Annotated in this window: 14 protein-coding genes; 10 read left to right on the top strand and 4 right to left on the bottom strand. The window is 70.3% G+C overall.

Annotated elements, in window-relative coordinates; genetic code table 11:
* The first annotated feature begins 158 nt into the window (after positions 1 to 158).
* Together RR3_RS17575 and RR3_RS17570 are read left to right on the top strand one after the other, a co-directional pair.
* Entirely contained in the window at positions 159 to 857 is a 699-nt protein-coding gene (locus tag RR3_RS17575; protein ID WP_010593620.1) for a response regulator transcription factor, read from the top strand.
* A complete protein-coding gene (locus RR3_RS17570; protein WP_017680769.1) occupies positions 854 to 1,981 on the top strand; it encodes a sensor histidine kinase in 1,128 nt (375 codons plus the stop codon). Before RR3_RS17575 ends, RR3_RS17570 begins: the two co-directional genes overlap by 4 nt.
* 84 nt (positions 1,982 to 2,065) lie before the next feature.
* Here RR3_RS17570 and RR3_RS17565 read toward each other — a convergent pair whose 3' ends face one another.
* Positions 2,066 to 2,830, bottom strand: coding sequence for a ferritin-like domain-containing protein (locus tag RR3_RS17565; protein WP_234420124.1), 765 nt, complete (start codon positions 2,828 to 2,830; stop codon positions 2,066 to 2,068).
* 283 nt (positions 2,831 to 3,113) lie between these two features.
* Here RR3_RS17565 and RR3_RS17560 point away from each other — a divergent pair, with 283 nt between their 5' ends.
* Positions 3,114 to 4,535, top strand: a complete 1,422-nt coding sequence (locus tag RR3_RS17560; RefSeq protein ID WP_064066678.1) for a DUF1254 domain-containing protein — start codon at positions 3,114 to 3,116, stop codon at positions 4,533 to 4,535.
* Between the two features lie 2 nt (positions 4,536 to 4,537).
* Here the strand turns inward: RR3_RS17560 and RR3_RS17555 are convergent, their stop codons facing one another.
* Positions 4,538 to 5,335, bottom strand: coding sequence for an SDR family oxidoreductase (locus RR3_RS17555; RefSeq protein ID WP_064066679.1), 798 nt, complete (start codon positions 5,333 to 5,335; stop codon positions 4,538 to 4,540).
* A gap of 98 nt (positions 5,336 to 5,433) precedes the next feature.
* Here RR3_RS17555 and RR3_RS17550 point away from each other — a divergent pair, with 98 nt between their 5' ends.
* Complete coding sequence (locus tag RR3_RS17550; RefSeq protein WP_010593615.1) at positions 5,434 to 5,721, top strand: hypothetical protein; 288 nt, start codon at positions 5,434 to 5,436, stop codon at positions 5,719 to 5,721.
* On the opposite strand, the gene phoU is transcribed toward RR3_RS17550, so the two are convergent.
* Positions 5,672 to 6,343, bottom strand: coding sequence for a phosphate signaling complex protein PhoU (phoU, locus tag RR3_RS17545; protein ID WP_010593614.1), 672 nt, complete (start codon positions 6,341 to 6,343; stop codon positions 5,672 to 5,674). The genes RR3_RS17550 and phoU overlap by 50 nt on opposite strands.
* A 195-nt stretch (positions 6,344 to 6,538) precedes the next feature.
* On the opposite strand from phoU, the gene RR3_RS17540 reads away from it, so the two are divergent.
* Positions 6,539 to 7,825 carry an ATP-grasp domain-containing protein gene (locus tag RR3_RS17540; protein WP_064066680.1) on the top strand — a complete coding sequence of 429 codons (1,287 nt, stop codon included), beginning with the start codon at positions 6,539 to 6,541 and terminating at the stop codon, positions 7,823 to 7,825.
* The gene (locus tag RR3_RS17535; RefSeq protein ID WP_017680764.1) at positions 7,825 to 9,876 is read left to right on the top strand and encodes a CocE/NonD family hydrolase; all 2,052 of its coding nucleotides are present in this window, start codon (positions 7,825 to 7,827) and stop codon (positions 9,874 to 9,876) included. Before RR3_RS17540 ends, RR3_RS17535 begins: the two co-directional genes overlap by 1 nt.
* Positions 9,877 to 9,957: 81 nt before the next feature.
* Here the strand turns inward: RR3_RS17535 and RR3_RS17530 are convergent, their stop codons facing one another.
* Positions 9,958 to 11,724 (bottom strand): thiamine pyrophosphate-requiring protein, encoded by a 1,767-nt coding sequence (locus RR3_RS17530; RefSeq protein ID WP_064066681.1) that lies wholly within the window; start codon positions 11,722 to 11,724, stop codon positions 9,958 to 9,960.
* Between the two features lie 137 nt (positions 11,725 to 11,861).
* Between RR3_RS17530 and RR3_RS17525 the strand changes: the two genes are divergently transcribed.
* From RR3_RS17525 to RR3_RS17510, 4 genes are all read left to right on the top strand, one after another.
* Positions 11,862 to 12,353: a metallophosphoesterase family protein gene (locus tag RR3_RS17525; RefSeq protein WP_064066682.1), complete on the top strand. Its 492-nt coding sequence runs from the start codon at positions 11,862 to 11,864 to the stop codon at positions 12,351 to 12,353.
* Between the two features lie 71 nt (positions 12,354 to 12,424).
* A complete protein-coding gene (locus RR3_RS17520; RefSeq protein WP_064066683.1) occupies positions 12,425 to 13,723 on the top strand; it encodes an alpha/beta hydrolase family protein in 1,299 nt (432 codons plus the stop codon).
* Between the two features lie 139 nt (positions 13,724 to 13,862).
* Entirely contained in the window at positions 13,863 to 15,452 is a 1,590-nt protein-coding gene (locus RR3_RS17515) for a transposase (protein WP_064066684.1), read from the top strand.
* A 328-nt stretch (positions 15,453 to 15,780) separates the two neighbouring features.
* Entirely contained in the window at positions 15,781 to 16,491 is a 711-nt protein-coding gene (locus RR3_RS17510; protein WP_010593608.1) for a M23 family metallopeptidase, read from the top strand.
* The last annotated feature ends 7 nt before the right edge of the window (positions 16,492 to 16,498 follow it).

Raw genomic sequence — 16,498 nt, 5'->3', positions numbered from 1 at the left:
GCGGACGCACCGGGGACGGAGCGTGCGACGGCAACTCCACGGAGGACTGCACGGCTGGATTACCCTCGGTCTGCCCGTCGAACACCTCGACGGACCCTCCTGTCCACAGCTGTCCGGACGCCCGGCCGAACCGGTCCGTCGGATCGAAAGGGGAGACGGTGCCCCACAGCGTCCTCGTCGTCGACGACGAACCTCACATCCGTCGTGTCCTGCGCGGCTATCTGGAGGCGGACGGCTACGACGTCATCGAAGCCGCAACAGGCTCACAAGCGTTGACATCGGTGCAGTCCCGCCGCCCCGACCTGGTGTTGCTCGACATCCGCCTTCCCGATCTCGACGGCCTCGAGGTGCTGCGCCGGATCCGCGGGTTCTCGGACGTGTACGTCGTGCTGGTCACTGCCCGCGCCGAGGAGGTCGACAAGCTGGTGGGACTCGCGGTCGGCGCCGACGACTACATCACCAAACCGTTCGCGCCTCGCGAGGTCGCGGCCCGCGTCCGTGCCGTCCTGCGCCGCGCCCGCGGCACCGGCGGGGCGCCCTCCCGGGTCGTGGCCGCCGGTCTGACGGTGGACCCCGAGACCCGGGAGGTGACGGTCGACAGCATGCCCGTGGAACTGTCCGCGCTCGAGTTCGATCTGCTTCTGGCCCTGGCGCAGGCCCCGGGCCGGGTGTACTCGCGGCGGCAGCTGCTCGAGAAGGTCTGGGGCGGAGACTTCTTCGGCGACGAGCGGGTCGTGGACGTGCACATCCGCAGCATCCGCCGGGCGCTCGGCGACGATGCCACCGCCCCTCGTTTCATCGGGACGGTCCGCGGTGTCGGCTACAAGTTCGTGGCCGCGAGCGAGGTCGACCGGTGAACCGCGGTCTCCGGCTCCCGGTGCCGAGCCTGACGATGCGACTGTTCGTCTCCCACGTGCTGGTGGCGGTGGTCGGAGCGCTCGTCACCTTCGCCGTCGTCCGCGCCGCGGCACCGGCGCTGTTCGAAGAACGCGCCGCCGGCCCCGGCAACGGCCGCGGTCGTGCGAACGGGTCTGGGCCGTTGCGGGAGGTCGTGTCCGATGCCGTGACGACGGCATTGCTGCTCGGGGTGCTCGCCGGAGTGATCGCGGCCGCCGCGCTGGGTCTGCTGGCGTCCCGCCGCCTGCTGCGGTCGCTGCGGTCGGTGCGGTCGGGTACCCGGGCAATCGCCACCGGTGACTACCGGCACCGTATCCCGGTGCCGCCGGAGTCCGAACTCGCCGCGGTCGCCGGCGACGTCAACGATCTCGCCGTCCGACTCGCCGACACGGAAGCCCGGCGGGTCCGGCTGCTGTCGGAGGTGGCGCACGAGATGCGCACCCCGCTGACCGTGATCGACGGCTACGCCGAGGGCGTCCTCGACGGGGTCTTCGCGCCGGCAGAGCTGGTCCGGATCGAAGCCGAGGTGGGTCGACTGCGCAGGCTCGCCGACGATCTGTCCACCCTGTCCCGGGCGGAGGAGGGCCGGCTGGACCTGCAGCCGGTCGAGGTCGACCTGTACGGGCTGGTGACCCAGGTCGCGGGCCGGCTGCGCCCCCAGTTCGACGACGCCGGCCTGACCGTGACCGTACTCCCGCCGTCCCGCCCGGTCGTGGTGTGGGCAGATGCCGACCGGATCACGCAGGTGCTGACCAATCTGCTCGGCAATGCCCTGGCCGCCACGGAGACCGGCGGGGTGAGCATCGACGTCACCGCCGGTCGGGACGTCGCCACCGTGACCGTCACCGATACCGGCGAGGGACTCGAGCCCGACGATGTGGAACGGATCTTCGAGCGGTTCTACCGTGTTCCGTCCCGGCGCCGGCAGGAGCACGATCCAGGTTCGGGCATCGGCCTGACCATCAGCCGGGGAATCGCCCGCGCCCACGGCGGCGACCTGTCCGCCGAGTCCCCCGGCCGCGGTCACGGATCACGGTTCACACTGCAGTTGCCCACCCGAAACCGCCATCCGGCCGGAGACTGACGCCGGGCCGGTCCGAGTCGGACCGGCCCGCGTGCCGTAGGTTCCCGGCGGGCTGCACTCCGACAGCGAGCCGGCTGCCAGGTGTTACTCCGGGTGCTGCGGCCCCTGGCCGTGCCCCTGCTGCCCCTGGCCGTGCCCCTGCCCCTGGCCGTGCCCCTGCCCCTGCCCCTGGCCGTGCCCCTGTCCCTGGCCGTGCCCCTGCCCCTGGCCGTGCCCCTGTCCCTGGCCGTGCCCCTGCCCCTGCCCCTGGCCGTGCCCCTGTCCCTGGCCGTGCCCCTGCCCGCCGGGTAGCTCCTCGCCGGCCGCGGCTGCCTGGAAGGCCTGCAGGTGATGCTCGGAACCGGTGCGCAGCCTGCCGTACACGCGGCCGATCGCGTCCTCGTCGCTGACATCGATCGCGCGGGACAACTCGGCGATATCGGCGGCCTCGAGTTCGGCGCCGACCGCGTACGCCTCCTCGACGGAGGTCAGACCGCGGGCCAGCCAACTGTCGTAGGCGCCCTGCAGTCGAGAGTCGCCGTAGGTTCCCGCCGCGAGCCCGGCCGACGGATCGCTCACGCCGTACCGGTCGAGCAGACCGCCGACGGCATCGTAGTGGCGCTGTTCGCTGTCGGAGATGCGCTCGAAGGTCTGTACCCCCCACTTCTGCGCGAACTGCTGGTACAGATCTCGCGCCAGCCGTTCCTCCTCGCGCATCGTCACCAGATCGGACTGCTCCTGCGTGGACAGCGCATCGCCGCTCGTATTGCCCTCGGGCGCTTGGGCGGTCGCAACGGCCGTTCCGAATCCGGCGATTCCGATCGCCACCCCTGCCGCGAGTGCGGCCACAGTCCTGCGCCGTGTGTTCATTGCCGGCACCACCTTTCTCTCCCCACCGAGTCAACGCACCGTCGGTGAAGACTTCCCGTTCCGGAATGTGAAGCTTGTGTGAGAGCACCCGTCGTCCCTCCTCCCGGCGGCCTCGGATCCGAGCCCGGCGACACGAGCGGGACCGCCTACGCTGCGGCGTCACCGAACGCCGATCCTCAGGGGCGAACGACGGGCAGGGGCCGAACTGTGGGCTTTCGGCCCTTGAGGGCCGGTGCAGGGATTCGTAGCGTCGGAGTCGGGCATCGTGACGAGGAGGCCGGCGATGACGAAGGCAACCCCCATCCCGCCCGGCATCGAGTCGCCGGACCAGGTGCACACCCGGGTGGGCACCTTGCGGTTCTTCGACGGCGTTCCGGACGACGCGACGGTCCGGACGTTGTTCGACAACCTGGACTTCCAGCGCGCCGTCCAGGCATACCTGCTGGCTCTGCCGGTGCTGAACATACAAGCAATGCGCACGGCCCTGCTGAAGTGGGGCCCGGTCAATTCGACGGCGTACGTCTTCGAAGACCTGATGCACCCGTGCACCGTCTGGCTCACGGCGAACACGAGTACCTCCTACACCGCCATCTGGATCGACCTGCGCGACGGTCCGCTCGTGGTCGAGGCGCCGCCCGGTGTGCTGGGGGCGATCAACGACAGCTGGGGACGCTGGGTGGCCGACGTCGGCGTGTCCGGCCCCGACAAGGGTGAGGGCGGCGCCTACCTGCTGCTGCCCCCGGGCTACGACGGTGAGGTCCCCGACGGCTACTTCGTGGTGCGGACCGACAGCTTCGGGATGGTGCTGTTCGCGCGGGGTTTCCTCGACGAGCACGGCGATCCCCACCCCGCCGTCGAGGTCGTCAAGGCCCGGACCCGGGCCTACCCTCTCGCCCTCGCCGATCGTCCACCGTCCATGCGGTTCGTGAACGTGTCGCCGGAACCGATGGTCGGCGTCCCGCCCGCCGACTTCCGGGCGTGGGAGATGCTCGACGAGGTGGTGCAGTCCGAGCCGGCCGAGTCGTCGGATCCGCTCACCCTCGGATTCTTCGCCTCGATCGGCATCCGGCGTGGCCGGCCGTTCGACCCCGACGAGCGCATGCGGGCGATCCTCACCGAGGCCGCCGCGGTGGGCGACGCCACCGGTCGCGCCCTCACCTACCGGTTCCGGGAGCCGGCGGCCTACCGCCACCCGGGCGGTGCCTGGCGCGCCATCTTCCTCGGCGGCCACCGGTTCGAGGAGGACGGGGTCGCCCTGCTCGACGCGGCCGCGCAGTTCAACTTCTCGGTCATCGGCATCAGTCCGGCAGAGGACGTCGAGAAGGTCGGCGCCGGCTCCCAGTACGTCGTCGCCTGCGTCGACTCCGAGGGGGCCCCGTTCGACGGCGGAAGCGCCTACCGGCTCCGCGTCCCTGCGGACGTTCCGGCAGCCGATTTCTGGTCGGTCCTCGTCTACGACACCCAGACCCGGTCCATGCTGCAGACCGGGCAGGAGTGGCCGTCGGTGACGAGCCAGGACCGCGATTTCACCACGAACGACGACGGTTCCGTCGACATCCGCTTCGGTCCGGAGCAGCCCGACGACGGCCACAACTGGATCCAGACCGTGCCCGGCAAGAGCTGGTGGGCCATGTTCCGGCTGTACGGTCCCCTCGCACCGTGGTTCGACAGGACGTGGCGGCTGCCGGACGTCGAGCCGGTGTGACGTCAGATCTCGCGCCGGCTCTCCTCGGTCATGTCGTGACCGTGCGCGGCCATGAGCATCAGCCCGCCGTCGACGGGGATCGAACCGCCCGTGAGGTACGACGAGCGCGGCGAGGCGAGAAACGCGATGGCCGAGGCGACTTCGTGGACGTGCCCGGGCCGGCCGACCGGATTTCCGGGACGGTCCTCGTGAAACGCCTGCGACGCGTCCATGCCCGTCATCGGTGTCGAGATCTCGCCGGGCGCAACCGCATTGACGAGGATCCCGTGCCGGCTCAGCTCCAGTGCGAGGCACTTGGTGAGCATGCCCAGGCCGGCCTTGGCGCTGCAGTAGGCGGCGGCCCCGAGCCGGGGGATGTGCTCGTGCACGCTCGTGACGTTGATGATCCGGCCCCCGCGGCCACCGGCGATCATCCGGCGGGCCGCGCGCTGGGCGCACAGGAACGGACCGTCGAGGTCCGTCGCGAGCACCTCGCGCCACGTCTCGTAGCCGAGGTCGAGGACCCGGTCCATGTGCCCGGTTCCGGCGTTGTTGACCAGAACACCCAGCCCGCCGAGCTTCTCGGCGAGCGTGTCGACGACGTCGGCGGTGTCCGGACTGGTCAGATCCTGGCGGACGACGAAGCAGCGCTGGCCGCGCTCCTCGATCCCCTCCCGGGTGTTCCGGGCGCCGGCGTCGTCGGTATGGAACGTGATGCCCACGTCGAATCCTTCCGACGCCAGCGCCTCGGCCGTGGCTTTGCCGATTCCGGAATCGGCACCGGTGACGATCGCGAGCCGCTCGTGTGCGGGAATGCTCATGACCGGCGAGTACCCACTCGCCGGGCGCCGACACGTCATCGGTGGTCGGCGGGTGGTCGTCTCGAGTAACCTCACGCGGGGGAGCACAGGAGGCGCACATGACCACCTTTGCCGTGACCGACACCGGCGACGGGCTGGACGTCACACTGAACGGCACGACCCACCGTCTCGACGTGGCGGACGCGAGCCGGCTGGCGCACCGGATCCTCGACGTCGTCCATGCCGCCTACCCCGAGCGCACGGGCCGGGGCCTGGAATCGTGGCCCACGGAGCGCGTGGAGGAGTTCGTCGCCGACCTCGAACGGACCGTGAACCCGGACCGGCCCGGGCACATTCTCAGGGCCGCCCGGGTAGAGCTGGATCGCCGTCGGGGCGACGTCCGGTGATCAGGAAGACGACCCGTTCGGCCACGTCCACGGCCTGGTCACCGAAGCGTTCGTAGAAGCGTGCCACCAGGGCGAGGTCGACGGCGGGGGTCACGCCGTGCGTCCAGGACGGGTCCTGCAGGGTCCCGAGGACGCGGGCGTGGACGAGGTCGAGTTCTGCGTCGGTGTTCCGGATCTGCGAGGCCGGCTCCAGCTTCGGCTCGCGGAAGGCATCGCACAGGGCGCGGACCATCGTGGCCGTGAGCTCACCCATCCGGGTGATGTCGCCCCGGACCTGATCGGGGACGAGCTCGCCGGGGGTGCGGCGCCGGGCTGCGCGCGCGATGTGCAGGGCGAGCTGGCCCATACGCGCCAGATCGCTGCTCATGCGCACCGCGGAGAACACGAACCGGAGATCCCCGGCCACCGGATGCTGCAACGCGAGGATCGCCACGGCCCGCTCGCTGCACTCCGTGTGCAATGTCTCGATGTCCTCGCCGAGGTCGAGCGCTTCCTCGGCCGCGACGACGTCGCCGTCGAGCAGCGCGCGTGTCGACAGCTCCAGCGCCTTCGCCGCGAGTTCGGCGAGGCCCCGGAGCCGATCGGTGAGATCGCGCAACTGCTGATCGAACGAAGCCCTCATGTACCGATCCACTGCGCTGTCCTCCGTTGCTGTCGGGAAGACATACCCCGAGCCGGCCGCCGGTATACCCGCATCGACGAGTTGTCCCCGAACCGGCCGTCGACCGTCGCGGCACGAAGTCCGACGATCTCCGCAATACGGTCCGAACGGACGGCCGAGGTTTCGGGGCGACCGGACGGGGATAGCCCGTTCACGATGAGTAAGAACATTTTCGTACCCGGACTGACCGATCTGCAGCGCGGAGAGCTCGGCACCGTCGAGGTTCCCGAAGGGTTCACCCTCCACGGGTTGCTCGACTACGAGTCGCTGGTCTCCGCCGACAGCTTCGACTTCGACGCCTTGCTCGAGAGAGCGGACAAGGAGCTCGATTCCTTCGAGGGCAGTGTCGACGCGATCATCGCCCACTGGGACTTTCCGACCAGCGTGCTCGTGCCCGTTCTCGCGGCCGAACGCGGCCTGCCGTCCCCGAGCCTCGAGAGTGTGATCCGCAGCGAACACAAGCTGTGGAGCCGCATCCTGCAACGCGAGGTCGTGCCCGAGTGTGTGCCGGCCTTCGACGCCTTCGATCCCTTCGACCCCGAGGCACTCGACAAGATCGACGTCCCGTTCCCGTTCTGGGTCAAGCCGATCAAGGCGCACTCGTCCCAGCTGGGATTCGAGGTCTCGAACGCCGAGGAGTTCGCCTCCGCCACCGCCCGCATCCGAGAGGAGATCGGCCGCATCGCGAGTCCCTTCGACCAGGCGCTGGCTCACGTGGACGTCCCGGCGGAGGCGCGTGCCGCGGGCGCACGCACCTGCCTGGCCGAACAGATCGTCACCGGGACGCAGGCTGCACCGGAAGGGTCGATCTTCCAAGGGGAGTTCGGGGTGCACGGCGTGTTCGACATGCGCAAGGACGAGGCCGGCCACAGCTTCGATCATCTCGACTATCCCGCGCGCACCGTCCCGCCCGAGGTGCAGCAGCAGATGATCGACGTCACCGAGCGCTATCTGCGGCACACCGGTTACGACAACGGCTGCTTCAACTCCGAATTCATGTGGGACGCCGAGACGGGCAAACTGTGGCTCATCGAGGTGAACACCCGCATCTCGCAGTCGCACAGCGACCTGTTCGCGAAGGTGGACGGAGCGTCCAACCACGCGGTGGCCATCGACGTCGCCCTCGGCCGCCGGCCGCGGATGCCGCACCGGCAGGGCGAGTTCGCGGTGGCGGCCCAGTGCATGGTGCCCCGCTACGACGACGGCATCGTCACCCGCGTCCCGAGCGAGAGTGAGATCGCCGCGCTGCAGGCACGTTTCCCCGGTACGGTCGTGCGGATCGATGTGCGGCCCGGCACCCGGCTGTCGGACCTGCCCAACCAGGACGCCTACCGGTACAAGCTCGCCACCCTCTACCTCGGCGCTTCCGGTCACGACGAACTGGAGCAGCGGTACCGCGACTGCCTCGAGGCACTGCCCTTCGAATTCGAGGAGGTCACCTAGTGCACACGGTCGAGTCGTTCCCGTACGAGGTGCGAGACGTCGAGAACGTGTTCATTCCCATGCGCGACGGCGCGCGCCTGGCCGCCCGGATGTGGCGACCGATCACCGACGAACCGCTCCCGGCGGTGCTCGAGTACATCCCGTACCGGAAGCGGGACCTGACCCGGGCGCGGGATGCCCTCAACCACCCCTATCTCGCCGGGCACGGCTACGTGTCCGTGCGCGTGGACATGCGTGGCAGCGGCGACTCCGACGGGGTGCTCGCCGACGAGTATCTGGACGCCGAGCACGACGACGCCTGCGACGTCATCGCGTGGCTCGCCGAACAGCCGTGGTGCGACGGCAACGTCGGCATGATGGGCATCTCGTGGGGTGGGTTCAACAGCCTGCAGGTGGCCGCCCGCCGCCCGCCGGCGCTCAAGGCGATCGTCAGTGCCTCCGCCACCGAGGATCTGTACGTCGACAACATGCACTACATGGGCGGATGCCTGCTCTCGGACAACCTGTCCGAGGCAACGGTGATGTTCGCGTTCAACAGCCTGCCCCCGGATCCGGCGATCGTCGGTGACCGGTGGCGGGAGATGTGGCACGAGCGCCTGTCCGGCAGCGGATTGTGGATCGAGAAGTGGCTCGGGCATCAGCACCGCGACGACTACTGGAAGCGCGCGTCGGTGAACGAGAACTACGGCGACGTGGAGTGTCCGGTGCTCGCGGTGGGCGGCTGGGCCGACGGCTACACCAACGCGATCTTCCGGTTGCTCGAGCATCTGCACGTTCCGCGTCTCGGTCTGATCGGCCCGTGGGGGCACCGGTATCCGCACCTGGGCGTGCCCGGCCCGGCGATCGGGTTCCTGCAGGAACTCGTCCGCTGGTGGGACCACTGGCTCAAGGGCCGCGACACCGGGATCATGGACGAGCCGGTGTTGCGGGCCTGGATGCAGGACAGCATCCCGCCGCAGCCGTCGTACGCGGACCGGCCCGGTCGCTGGGTGTCGGAACCGTGCTGGCCGTCCCCGAACATCGAGGACCGGCGATACACCCTGACCCGGCATTCGTTGTCCGACAAGCCCGCCGAGGAAGCCGATCACCATCGGATCCGGCTGCAGTCGCCGCTCAGCGTGGGCATGTTCGCCGGCAAGTGGGCCTCGTATGCCGCGACGCCGGACCTGCCGGGCGATCAGCGGGAGGACGACGGCGGATCGCTGGTGTTCGAGACCGAACCGCTCGGCGACACCTTCGAGGTGTTCGGGCTGCCGACGCTCGAGTTGGACGTGTCGGCGGACCGGCCCAATGCGATGGTGGCGGCGCGTCTGTCGGATGTGGCGCCGAACGGCGAGGCCACCCGCGTCACCTACGGCCTGCTGAATCTCACCCACCGCGACGGCAGCGGCGACCCGCAACCCCTCGAGCCGGGCCGGACGTATCACGTGCGTGTCCCGCTCAACGGAATGGCGCATTCGTTCCCCGCCGGCCATCGCATCCGGTTGTCCGTGTCCTCGTCGTACTGGCCGCTGGCATGGCCGTCGCCGGAACCTGTGATGCTGACGGTGAATACGGGAACCAGCACCCTGACGCTGCCCCACCGCCCCCAGCGTCCCGGGGACGACGAGAGACTACGAGCGTTCGGTCCCCCCGAGGTTGCTCCCGAGGCGCCCGCGACGCACCTGGAACCGGGCAGGCACCACTGGAAGGTCGAACGGGATCTGGCGACCGGGGTCTCCACCCTCGAGATCGAGAACGATCAGGGCACGATCCTGCTCGACGACGTCGGCACGACGGTCCGCCGCGCCACCACCGAATGGTTCAGTTTCCGGGGCAACGACGTCGATTCCGTACGGGGCGAGACGCGGACCGTGCGCCGCCTCGAACGCGGCGACTGGCGTACCGAGATCACGACGAACACCGTGCTGCGCTGCACGGCAGACGAATTCATCATCGACGCGCGACTGGACGCGTTCGAGTTGGGGAATCCGGACGTCGATCCGCGGCCGGTGGAGAATCGGGTCCACTCGCAGAACTGGCACCGCCGGATCCCGCGAAATCTCGTCTGACCGCCGAGGTGGAACCTCGTCTGACCGCCGAGGTGGAACCTCGTCCGACCGCCGAGGTGGAACCTCGTCCGACCGCCGAGGTCAGTTCGCTGTTTCCTGCTCGCGCTGCCGGCGCAGCCGCTGTGCGGCCGTGTGGGCGCCCTCCCGCTCGAGGGCGTCGAGCATCGTCTTGACCTTGTCGGCGGAGGCACGCGGTGGCAGCAGCGGGGTGGCCGGGTCGACGACCGCCTGGATCAGCACCGGACGGTCGGCGGTCAGGGCGGTGCGCCATGCCTCGTCGACGTCCTCGGGCCGATCGACCCGGATGCCTTCGAGACCGAGCAGGCGGGCGTAGTCGGCGTAGGGGAACGGCGGGACGGTCTGCGAGGCGGGGATGCGGGCGTCGCCCTCCATTTCCCGCTGCTCCCAGGACACCTCGGTGAGGTCGCCGTTGTCGAGGACGAGGACGGCGAAGCGGGGATCGGCCCAGTCACGCCAGCGGTGGGCGAGAGTGATGAGCTCCGAGATGCCGTTCATCTGCATGGCGCCGTCCCCGGCCAGCGCGACCACCGGGCGATCCGGGTGGGCGAGCTTGGCGGCCAGCCCGTACGGCATCGCGGACCCCATCGAGGCGAGGGTGCTCGACAGGTGTGCCGGCACCCCCGGTGGCAGTCGCAGGAACCGGGCGTACCAGTACACGACCGAGCCGACATCCACGGCCACCTGGGTGTCGGGTGGGAGGTGATCGGACAGGGCCGCGACGACCGCCTGCGGATCGAGCCCGTCCGCGGGCTCCGCGCATCGTGCGGCGGCGATCCGCCGCCAGGTCCGGACCATCTGCTCGACATCGCGGCGCCACGGACGGTCGGTCCGGTGCAGCCGCGGCAGCAGGGCATGCAGGGTTTCGCGGGCGTCTCCGGCGAGCGGCACCTCGACGGGGTACTTGGCACCGAGGTTGCGGGCTTCGATGTCGATCTGCACGGCCCGCGCCTGGCCCGGAGCGGGATAGAACTCCGTCCACGGGTCGTTGCTGCCCACGATCAGCAGGGTGTCGCAGCCGGTCGTCAGGTCCGCCGCGGCGGTGGTTCCGAGATGCCCCATGACGCCACAGGCCCAGTCCCGGGACTCGTCGATCACCGGCTTGCCGAGCAGCGACGTCGTCACCCCCGCACCGAGCAGGTCGGCGAGTTCGTCGATCTCCCGGGCCGCACCGTATGCGCCCTGGCCGACGAGCAGCGCGATCCGCTGCCCGGAGTTCAGCAGGTCGGCGGCCCGGTCGAGGTCGGCGTCGGTGGGCAGGACCCGCGGGACCGCGACCGTCGCGGCGCTGGGAACCACGCCGTGCGTGTGCTCGTCCTCCGCGACGCCCGCCTGCTGCACGTCGTGCGGGACGATCACGCACGTCGGGCTCGAGGTCGCCCGGGCGGTGCGGAACGCGTTGTCGAGTACCGCGCCGAGCTGTTCGGGGGTGTCGAGGGTCTGCACGTACTGGGCGCACACGTCCTTGAACAGGGTGGGCAGCGCGACTTCCTGCTGGTAGCCGCTGCCCTGGGCCGTCGTCACCACGTGCCCGACGATCGCCACCACCGGCTTGCCGTCCAGTTTGGCGTCGTACAGCCCGGTGAGCAGATGCACCGCCCCCGGTCCCTGGGTGGCCAGGCACACTCCCACCTCGCCGGTGTACTTGGCGTGGCCGGTTGCCATGAACGCGGCCATCTCCTCGTGCCGGGCCGTGACGAGTTCGATGTGCTCGCCCGCGCGGTCGAGCGCGGCCAGGATGGGGTCGATACCGTCTCCGGCGTAACCGAAGACGCGGTGCACGCCCCAGGCCCGGAGCCGGTCGACAATCCCGTCGGCGACGTTGGCCATGGTGTTCCTCCCGGTGGTGCCCGCCGTCCGCCGTGGGCATCGTTCGTCGTGTATGCGTTCGTCGCGTACTCGGGGCCGGGTGCCCGGTGGGAGCCGTGCGAAACCTCGGATGTCCCGGTGGGCGGCACACTGGTCGCATGAGGTTGCTGCTGCTGGCCGACACCCACGTCCCCGTCCGCGCGCGGGACCTGCCGGCGCGGGTGTGGGAGGAGGTCGACCGCGCCGATGTGGTGCTGCACGCCGGTGACTGGGTCGATATCGCCCTCTTCGACGCCCTGTCCGCGCGGGCGGCCCGGTTGGTCGCGTGCTGGGGCAACAACGACGGTGCCGAATTGCGGGGCCGGATGCCCGAGATCGCACGCGTGACGCTGGAGGATGTGCGCTTCGCCGTCGTCCACGAGACCGGAGCCTCGGCGGGCCGCGACCGGCGGATGTCGGCGGCGTATCCGGACACCGACGTCCTGGTGTTCGGGCACAGCCACATCCCGTGGGACACCACCACGGCCACGGGGCTGCGGCTGCTGAACCCGGGGTCGCCGACGGACCGCCGGCGACAACCGTTCTGCTCCTTCATGACCGCCGCCGTCGCCGACGGCGCACTGGGCGAGGTCGCACTGCACCGCCTGTGACCGGAAATCGAGCCGGACGACCGGTTCGGGCGTACGGTGGGTGTGCCCCGCCACCGCCCGAGGGAGCTCACATGCCCGCGTCCTTCTTTGCGCATCCCCACCAGGCGTTCACGGCAGGTTTCTACCGCGACGAGGACTTCGACTTCGACGTCCGTTTCCTGCTCGGGCAGGCTGTGCACGGCGCGGCGGACGTCGGCGAGGTGCTCGCCACGATCGCCCCGCTGGGCGAGAAGGACCACGAGAAGTGGTTCGACGCCTGGGTTGCGCTCGGCACTCGCGTCCGACGCCTCGCCGACGCCTCCGCCGAGGCCGGGCACGCGGTCAGTGCCGCGGGTGCATACCTGCGTGCGGCAACGTATTTCGCCACCGCGGTCAACTCTGTCGACGGGCTGGGCGACGACGGCCCGCTGCTGCCGACGTTCCGGCAGCATCGGGCGGCGTGGGACCGGTTCGTCGAGACCACCCCGCACCCGGCCGAACGGGTCGACATCCCCTACGAGGACGGCTTCCTGCCGGGCTACCTGCTGCGTCCGCTCGGTGAGGAGACCCGCGAGCCCCGCCCCACGCTGATCCTGAACAACGGCAGCGACGGACCGATCAGCAGCCTGTGGACCGCCGCCGGGGCCGGCGCCCTGGCGCGCGGCTACAACGTGCTGTTCTTCGACGGACCGGGCCAGCAGTCCATGCTGTTCGAGCGCGGCGTGCCGTTCCGGCACGACTGGGAGGCGGTGATCACCCCGATCGTGGACTTCCTCCTCCGGTACCCGGAGGTCGACGGGTCGCGCATCGCCCTCTACGGGATCAGCCAGGGCGGATACTGGGTTCCGCGCGCACTGGCCTTCGAGCACCGGATCGCCGCCGCAATCGCCGACCCGGGTGTGGTCGACGTGGCCGCGTCGTGGCTCGCCCACATGCCGAAGAACATGATCGAGCTGCTCGAGAAGAGCGACCGGGAGAAGTTCGACCGGGACATGGCCTTCGGCATGCGGCTGTCGGGCCGGCTCGAACGCACCTGGCGGTTCCGGGCGCGCCCCTACCGTCGGATGGACTCGTACTTCGACACCCTCACCGAGGTGCTGAAGTACCGGCTCGGCGACCTCGCCGGCTCGATCACGACGCCGCTGTTGGTCACCGATCCGGAGGACGAGCAGTTCTGGCCCGGCCAGTCCCGCCGGCTCGCGGACGGGCTACCGGGGGTGACGGAACTCGTCGCGTTCACCGCTGCGGAGGGCGCCAACTTCCACTGCCAGCCCCTCGCCCGCGCTCTCACCGATCAGCGGATGTTCGACTGGCTGGACACGGTGCTGGCCGAGCGGGCCCGCACCCGGGCTTCCGACGGCGGGTCGTCGCGTCAGGTGGCGGACGGCTGAGCGAGGCGGCCCCCGGCGGGAGCCGGCCGCTGTGGACCGAATGTCACATCGCGTCGGTCTGAGGGGTTGTTGCAGAATCGTGGGTCGGCCCCGTCATGTCACGGCGGGGCTGACCTGCGGTTTCGTGTAGAATCCGTTGGTGGCCAAAGGATATCGACCCGTCGATCGTGACCAGCAGTTCCGGATCCCCCCGGACATGCGCGACTGGCTCGGCACCGACCATCCCGTGTGGACGGTCATCGACATCATCGACCGGATCGACACCACCGCATTCCATCGGACCGCCAAGACCGGTGGCGCCGGCCGTGCCGGCTACCACCCGGACATGCTGCTCACCTTGCTGGTGTGGGCCTGGTCCCGCGGGGAACGCTCCTCCCGCCGCATCGAACGGCTGTGCACCGAGGACGTGGCCTACCGGGTGATCTGCGCCCAGGACATCCCCGATCACGTGACGATCGCCCGGTTCCGCAAAACCCACGCCACCGCCTGCGAAGACCTGTTCACCCAGGTCCTGCTGCTGGCTGCAGCCCTGGGACTGGGCCGGCTGGAGACCATCGCGTTGGACTCGGTCAAGATCGCCTCCAACGCCTCGGCCGGCGCCAACCGCACCGAATCGTCGGTGCGGGCCGAAGCCGCCGCCCACGCCCGAGCAGTGGCGGCGGCAGCGGTGGCCGCGCATGCGGCCACCGATGCCGCCGAAGACGAACCCCACGATCACGGCGACCGCGGTCCCGGTTCGGTCCCACCGGCGTTGACCGACCCCCGGTCACGGGCAGCGCGGATCAGCGAGGCGATCGCCGCACTCGACGCTGCCCGCGCCGCCGACGAGCAGGCCCGGGCCGACAAGGACACCTCGGCCCGTCTGTATCTCGAGCAGGCCCGCGGCGGGCAGATGCCGATGGGTGCCCCGCCCGCCTCGGCGGCGGTCGCGGCAGCGGAACTGGCGTTGGAGAAGACCCTGGCTGCCCATGCCGCGAAAGTTCGGCGGTACGAGCAGCGGCGGGCCGAAGCGGCAGCGAAAGGCCACCGATACGGTGGCTGGGTGATCCGGCCGGCCGGGCAGGACCCGAAGGTGATCAAGGCCCGGGCACGTCTGGCTCGTGCCACCGCCGCAGCGGCGGCGGCGACTGCGGTCGCGGCGGCACGAGCCGATGCCGACACCGAGGGCCGGCCCGAGCGGGTGGTCAACACCACCGACCCGGAGTCCGGGTTGCAACCGTTGCGTGGTGGCGGCTGGGTGCAGGGGTTCAACTGTCAGGCCGTGACCAGCGGTGACGGGCTGATCATGGCGGTGTCGGTGGCGGCCAATCCCACCGATGCGCCGACGTTCGTGCCGATGATGCAGGCGGCGGTGGCCGCTGCCGGGTACTTCTCCGAAGCCAACATCACCGCGCCGGGACCGGACCGGTTGATCGCCCGCGGCAAGGCCCGCCACCTCGAACACGCGGCCCGGCACACACCGGTGTCTGGGCCGGCGCCGGTCGAGGCTTCACCGGTCGAGGTGATGGCCCACCGGTTGCGCACCGAGGAGGGAATCGCCACCTACCGCAAGCGTTCTCACATTGCCGAGACTCCGTTCGGGCATGCCAAACACAATCTGAATTTTCGGCGGTTCACCGGCCGGGGACTGGTCCGTGCCCGTGGTGAGTGGAGTTTTCATGCCGCGGTGCACAACATCGGCAAGATCCTCGCTGCGGTGGGTGGGGGCGGGTTGCCGGCCGCTGTGTGAGGCGGTGGTCCCGGGGCGGGAGACCCCGCCCCGGGACCGGCGCTTTGGTTCGCGGTCGCGGACCCTCGGCGATTTCGCAACAGCCCGCTGAACCGACCGGATGTGACATTCGGTCAGGTAGGAGGCGCTACCCACAGCCGCAAGCATGCGCTAATCTGTGACTCGACCGTGACCAATCCGTTATTGAACGGACTACTCGAACGTCGAGGACAGCAGTTTGGCCCCGTACGCCCGCCCCGATGGTGACAACTTCAGCGAAACACTCGAACCCGCAGCGCCTCGGCGTGGGGCACACCGACGCTCGACCCGGACCGGGCCCGCGCGTCGATTGCTGACCATTCCCCTGGCGGTCGGCGCCGTGCTCGCGGCCGGCAGCGCCGCGGCCCAGGCCGCCCCCGGGCAGCCCCGGGCCGAGGCCGCCCCCGAACGGCAGCAGCCGACCGTCGGGCTCTCGACCGCACCGCAGGTGCTGCAATTCCCGGACGCCGGCACCGACCGGTACGTCGACCAGTTGCAGCGCGCCGCCGAGCGCGAGACCGCCCGCCTCGCCGCGGAGGCCGAGGAGCGCCGGCGTGAAGCCGAGCGCCTCGCCCGGGAGGAAGCCGAGCGGATCGCGCAGGAACTCGCGAGCCGCCCGAGTGCCGTCTTCCCCACCATCGGGGCGCTGACCTCCGGGTTCGGGCCCCGCTGGGGAACGGCGCACAACGGCATCGACATCGCCAACGCCATCGGCACGCCGATCAAGTCGGTCACCGACGGCACCGTGATCGAATCCGGCCCCGCCTCCGGCTTCGGACTATGGGTGCGCATCCAGCAGGACGACGGCACGATCGGCGTCTACGGGCACATCGACCAGTCGCTCGTGTCGGTCGGCCAGCAGGTGCGGGCGGGCGACGTGATCGCCACGATGGGCAACCGCGGCCAGTCCACCGGGCCGCACCTGCACTTCGAGGTGTGGCAGCCGGGCGGCGCCAAGATGGACCCGCTGGCCTGGTTCGGCTCGCGCGGGGTATCCGTACCACAGTCCTCGCGTTCCTAGTCGGACG

The sequence above is a fragment of the Rhodococcus ruber NBRC 15591 genome (assembly GCF_001894945.1).
Lineage (GTDB): Bacteria > Actinomycetota > Actinomycetes > Mycobacteriales > Mycobacteriaceae > Rhodococcus > Rhodococcus ruber.
This window is presented reverse-complemented; position numbering and strand designations above follow the sequence as displayed.

Coding starts and splice junctions, on each gene's coding strand:
- RR3_RS17525 (WP_064066682.1), top strand. CDS start 11,862: ATGAGGTTGCTGCTGCTGGCCGACACCCACGTCCCCGTCCGCGCGCGG.
- RR3_RS17520 (WP_064066683.1), top strand. CDS start 12,425: ATGCCCGCGTCCTTCTTTGCGCATCCCCACCAGGCGTTCACGGCAGGT.
- RR3_RS17555 (WP_064066679.1), bottom strand. CDS start 5,335: ATGAGCATTCCCGCACACGAGCGGCTCGCGATCGTCACCGGTGCCGAT.
- RR3_RS17530 (WP_064066681.1), bottom strand. CDS start 11,724: ATGGCCAACGTCGCCGACGGGATTGTCGACCGGCTCCGGGCCTGGGGC.
- phoU (WP_010593614.1), bottom strand. CDS start 6,343: ATGAGGGCTTCGTTCGATCAGCAGTTGCGCGATCTCACCGATCGGCTC.
- RR3_RS17550 (WP_010593615.1), top strand. CDS start 5,434: ATGACCACCTTTGCCGTGACCGACACCGGCGACGGGCTGGACGTCACA.
- RR3_RS17560 (WP_064066678.1), top strand. CDS start 3,114: ATGACGAAGGCAACCCCCATCCCGCCCGGCATCGAGTCGCCGGACCAG.
- RR3_RS17540 (WP_064066680.1), top strand. CDS start 6,539: ATGAGTAAGAACATTTTCGTACCCGGACTGACCGATCTGCAGCGCGGA.
- RR3_RS17565 (WP_234420124.1), bottom strand. CDS start 2,830: ATGAACACACGGCGCAGGACTGTGGCCGCACTCGCGGCAGGGGTGGCG.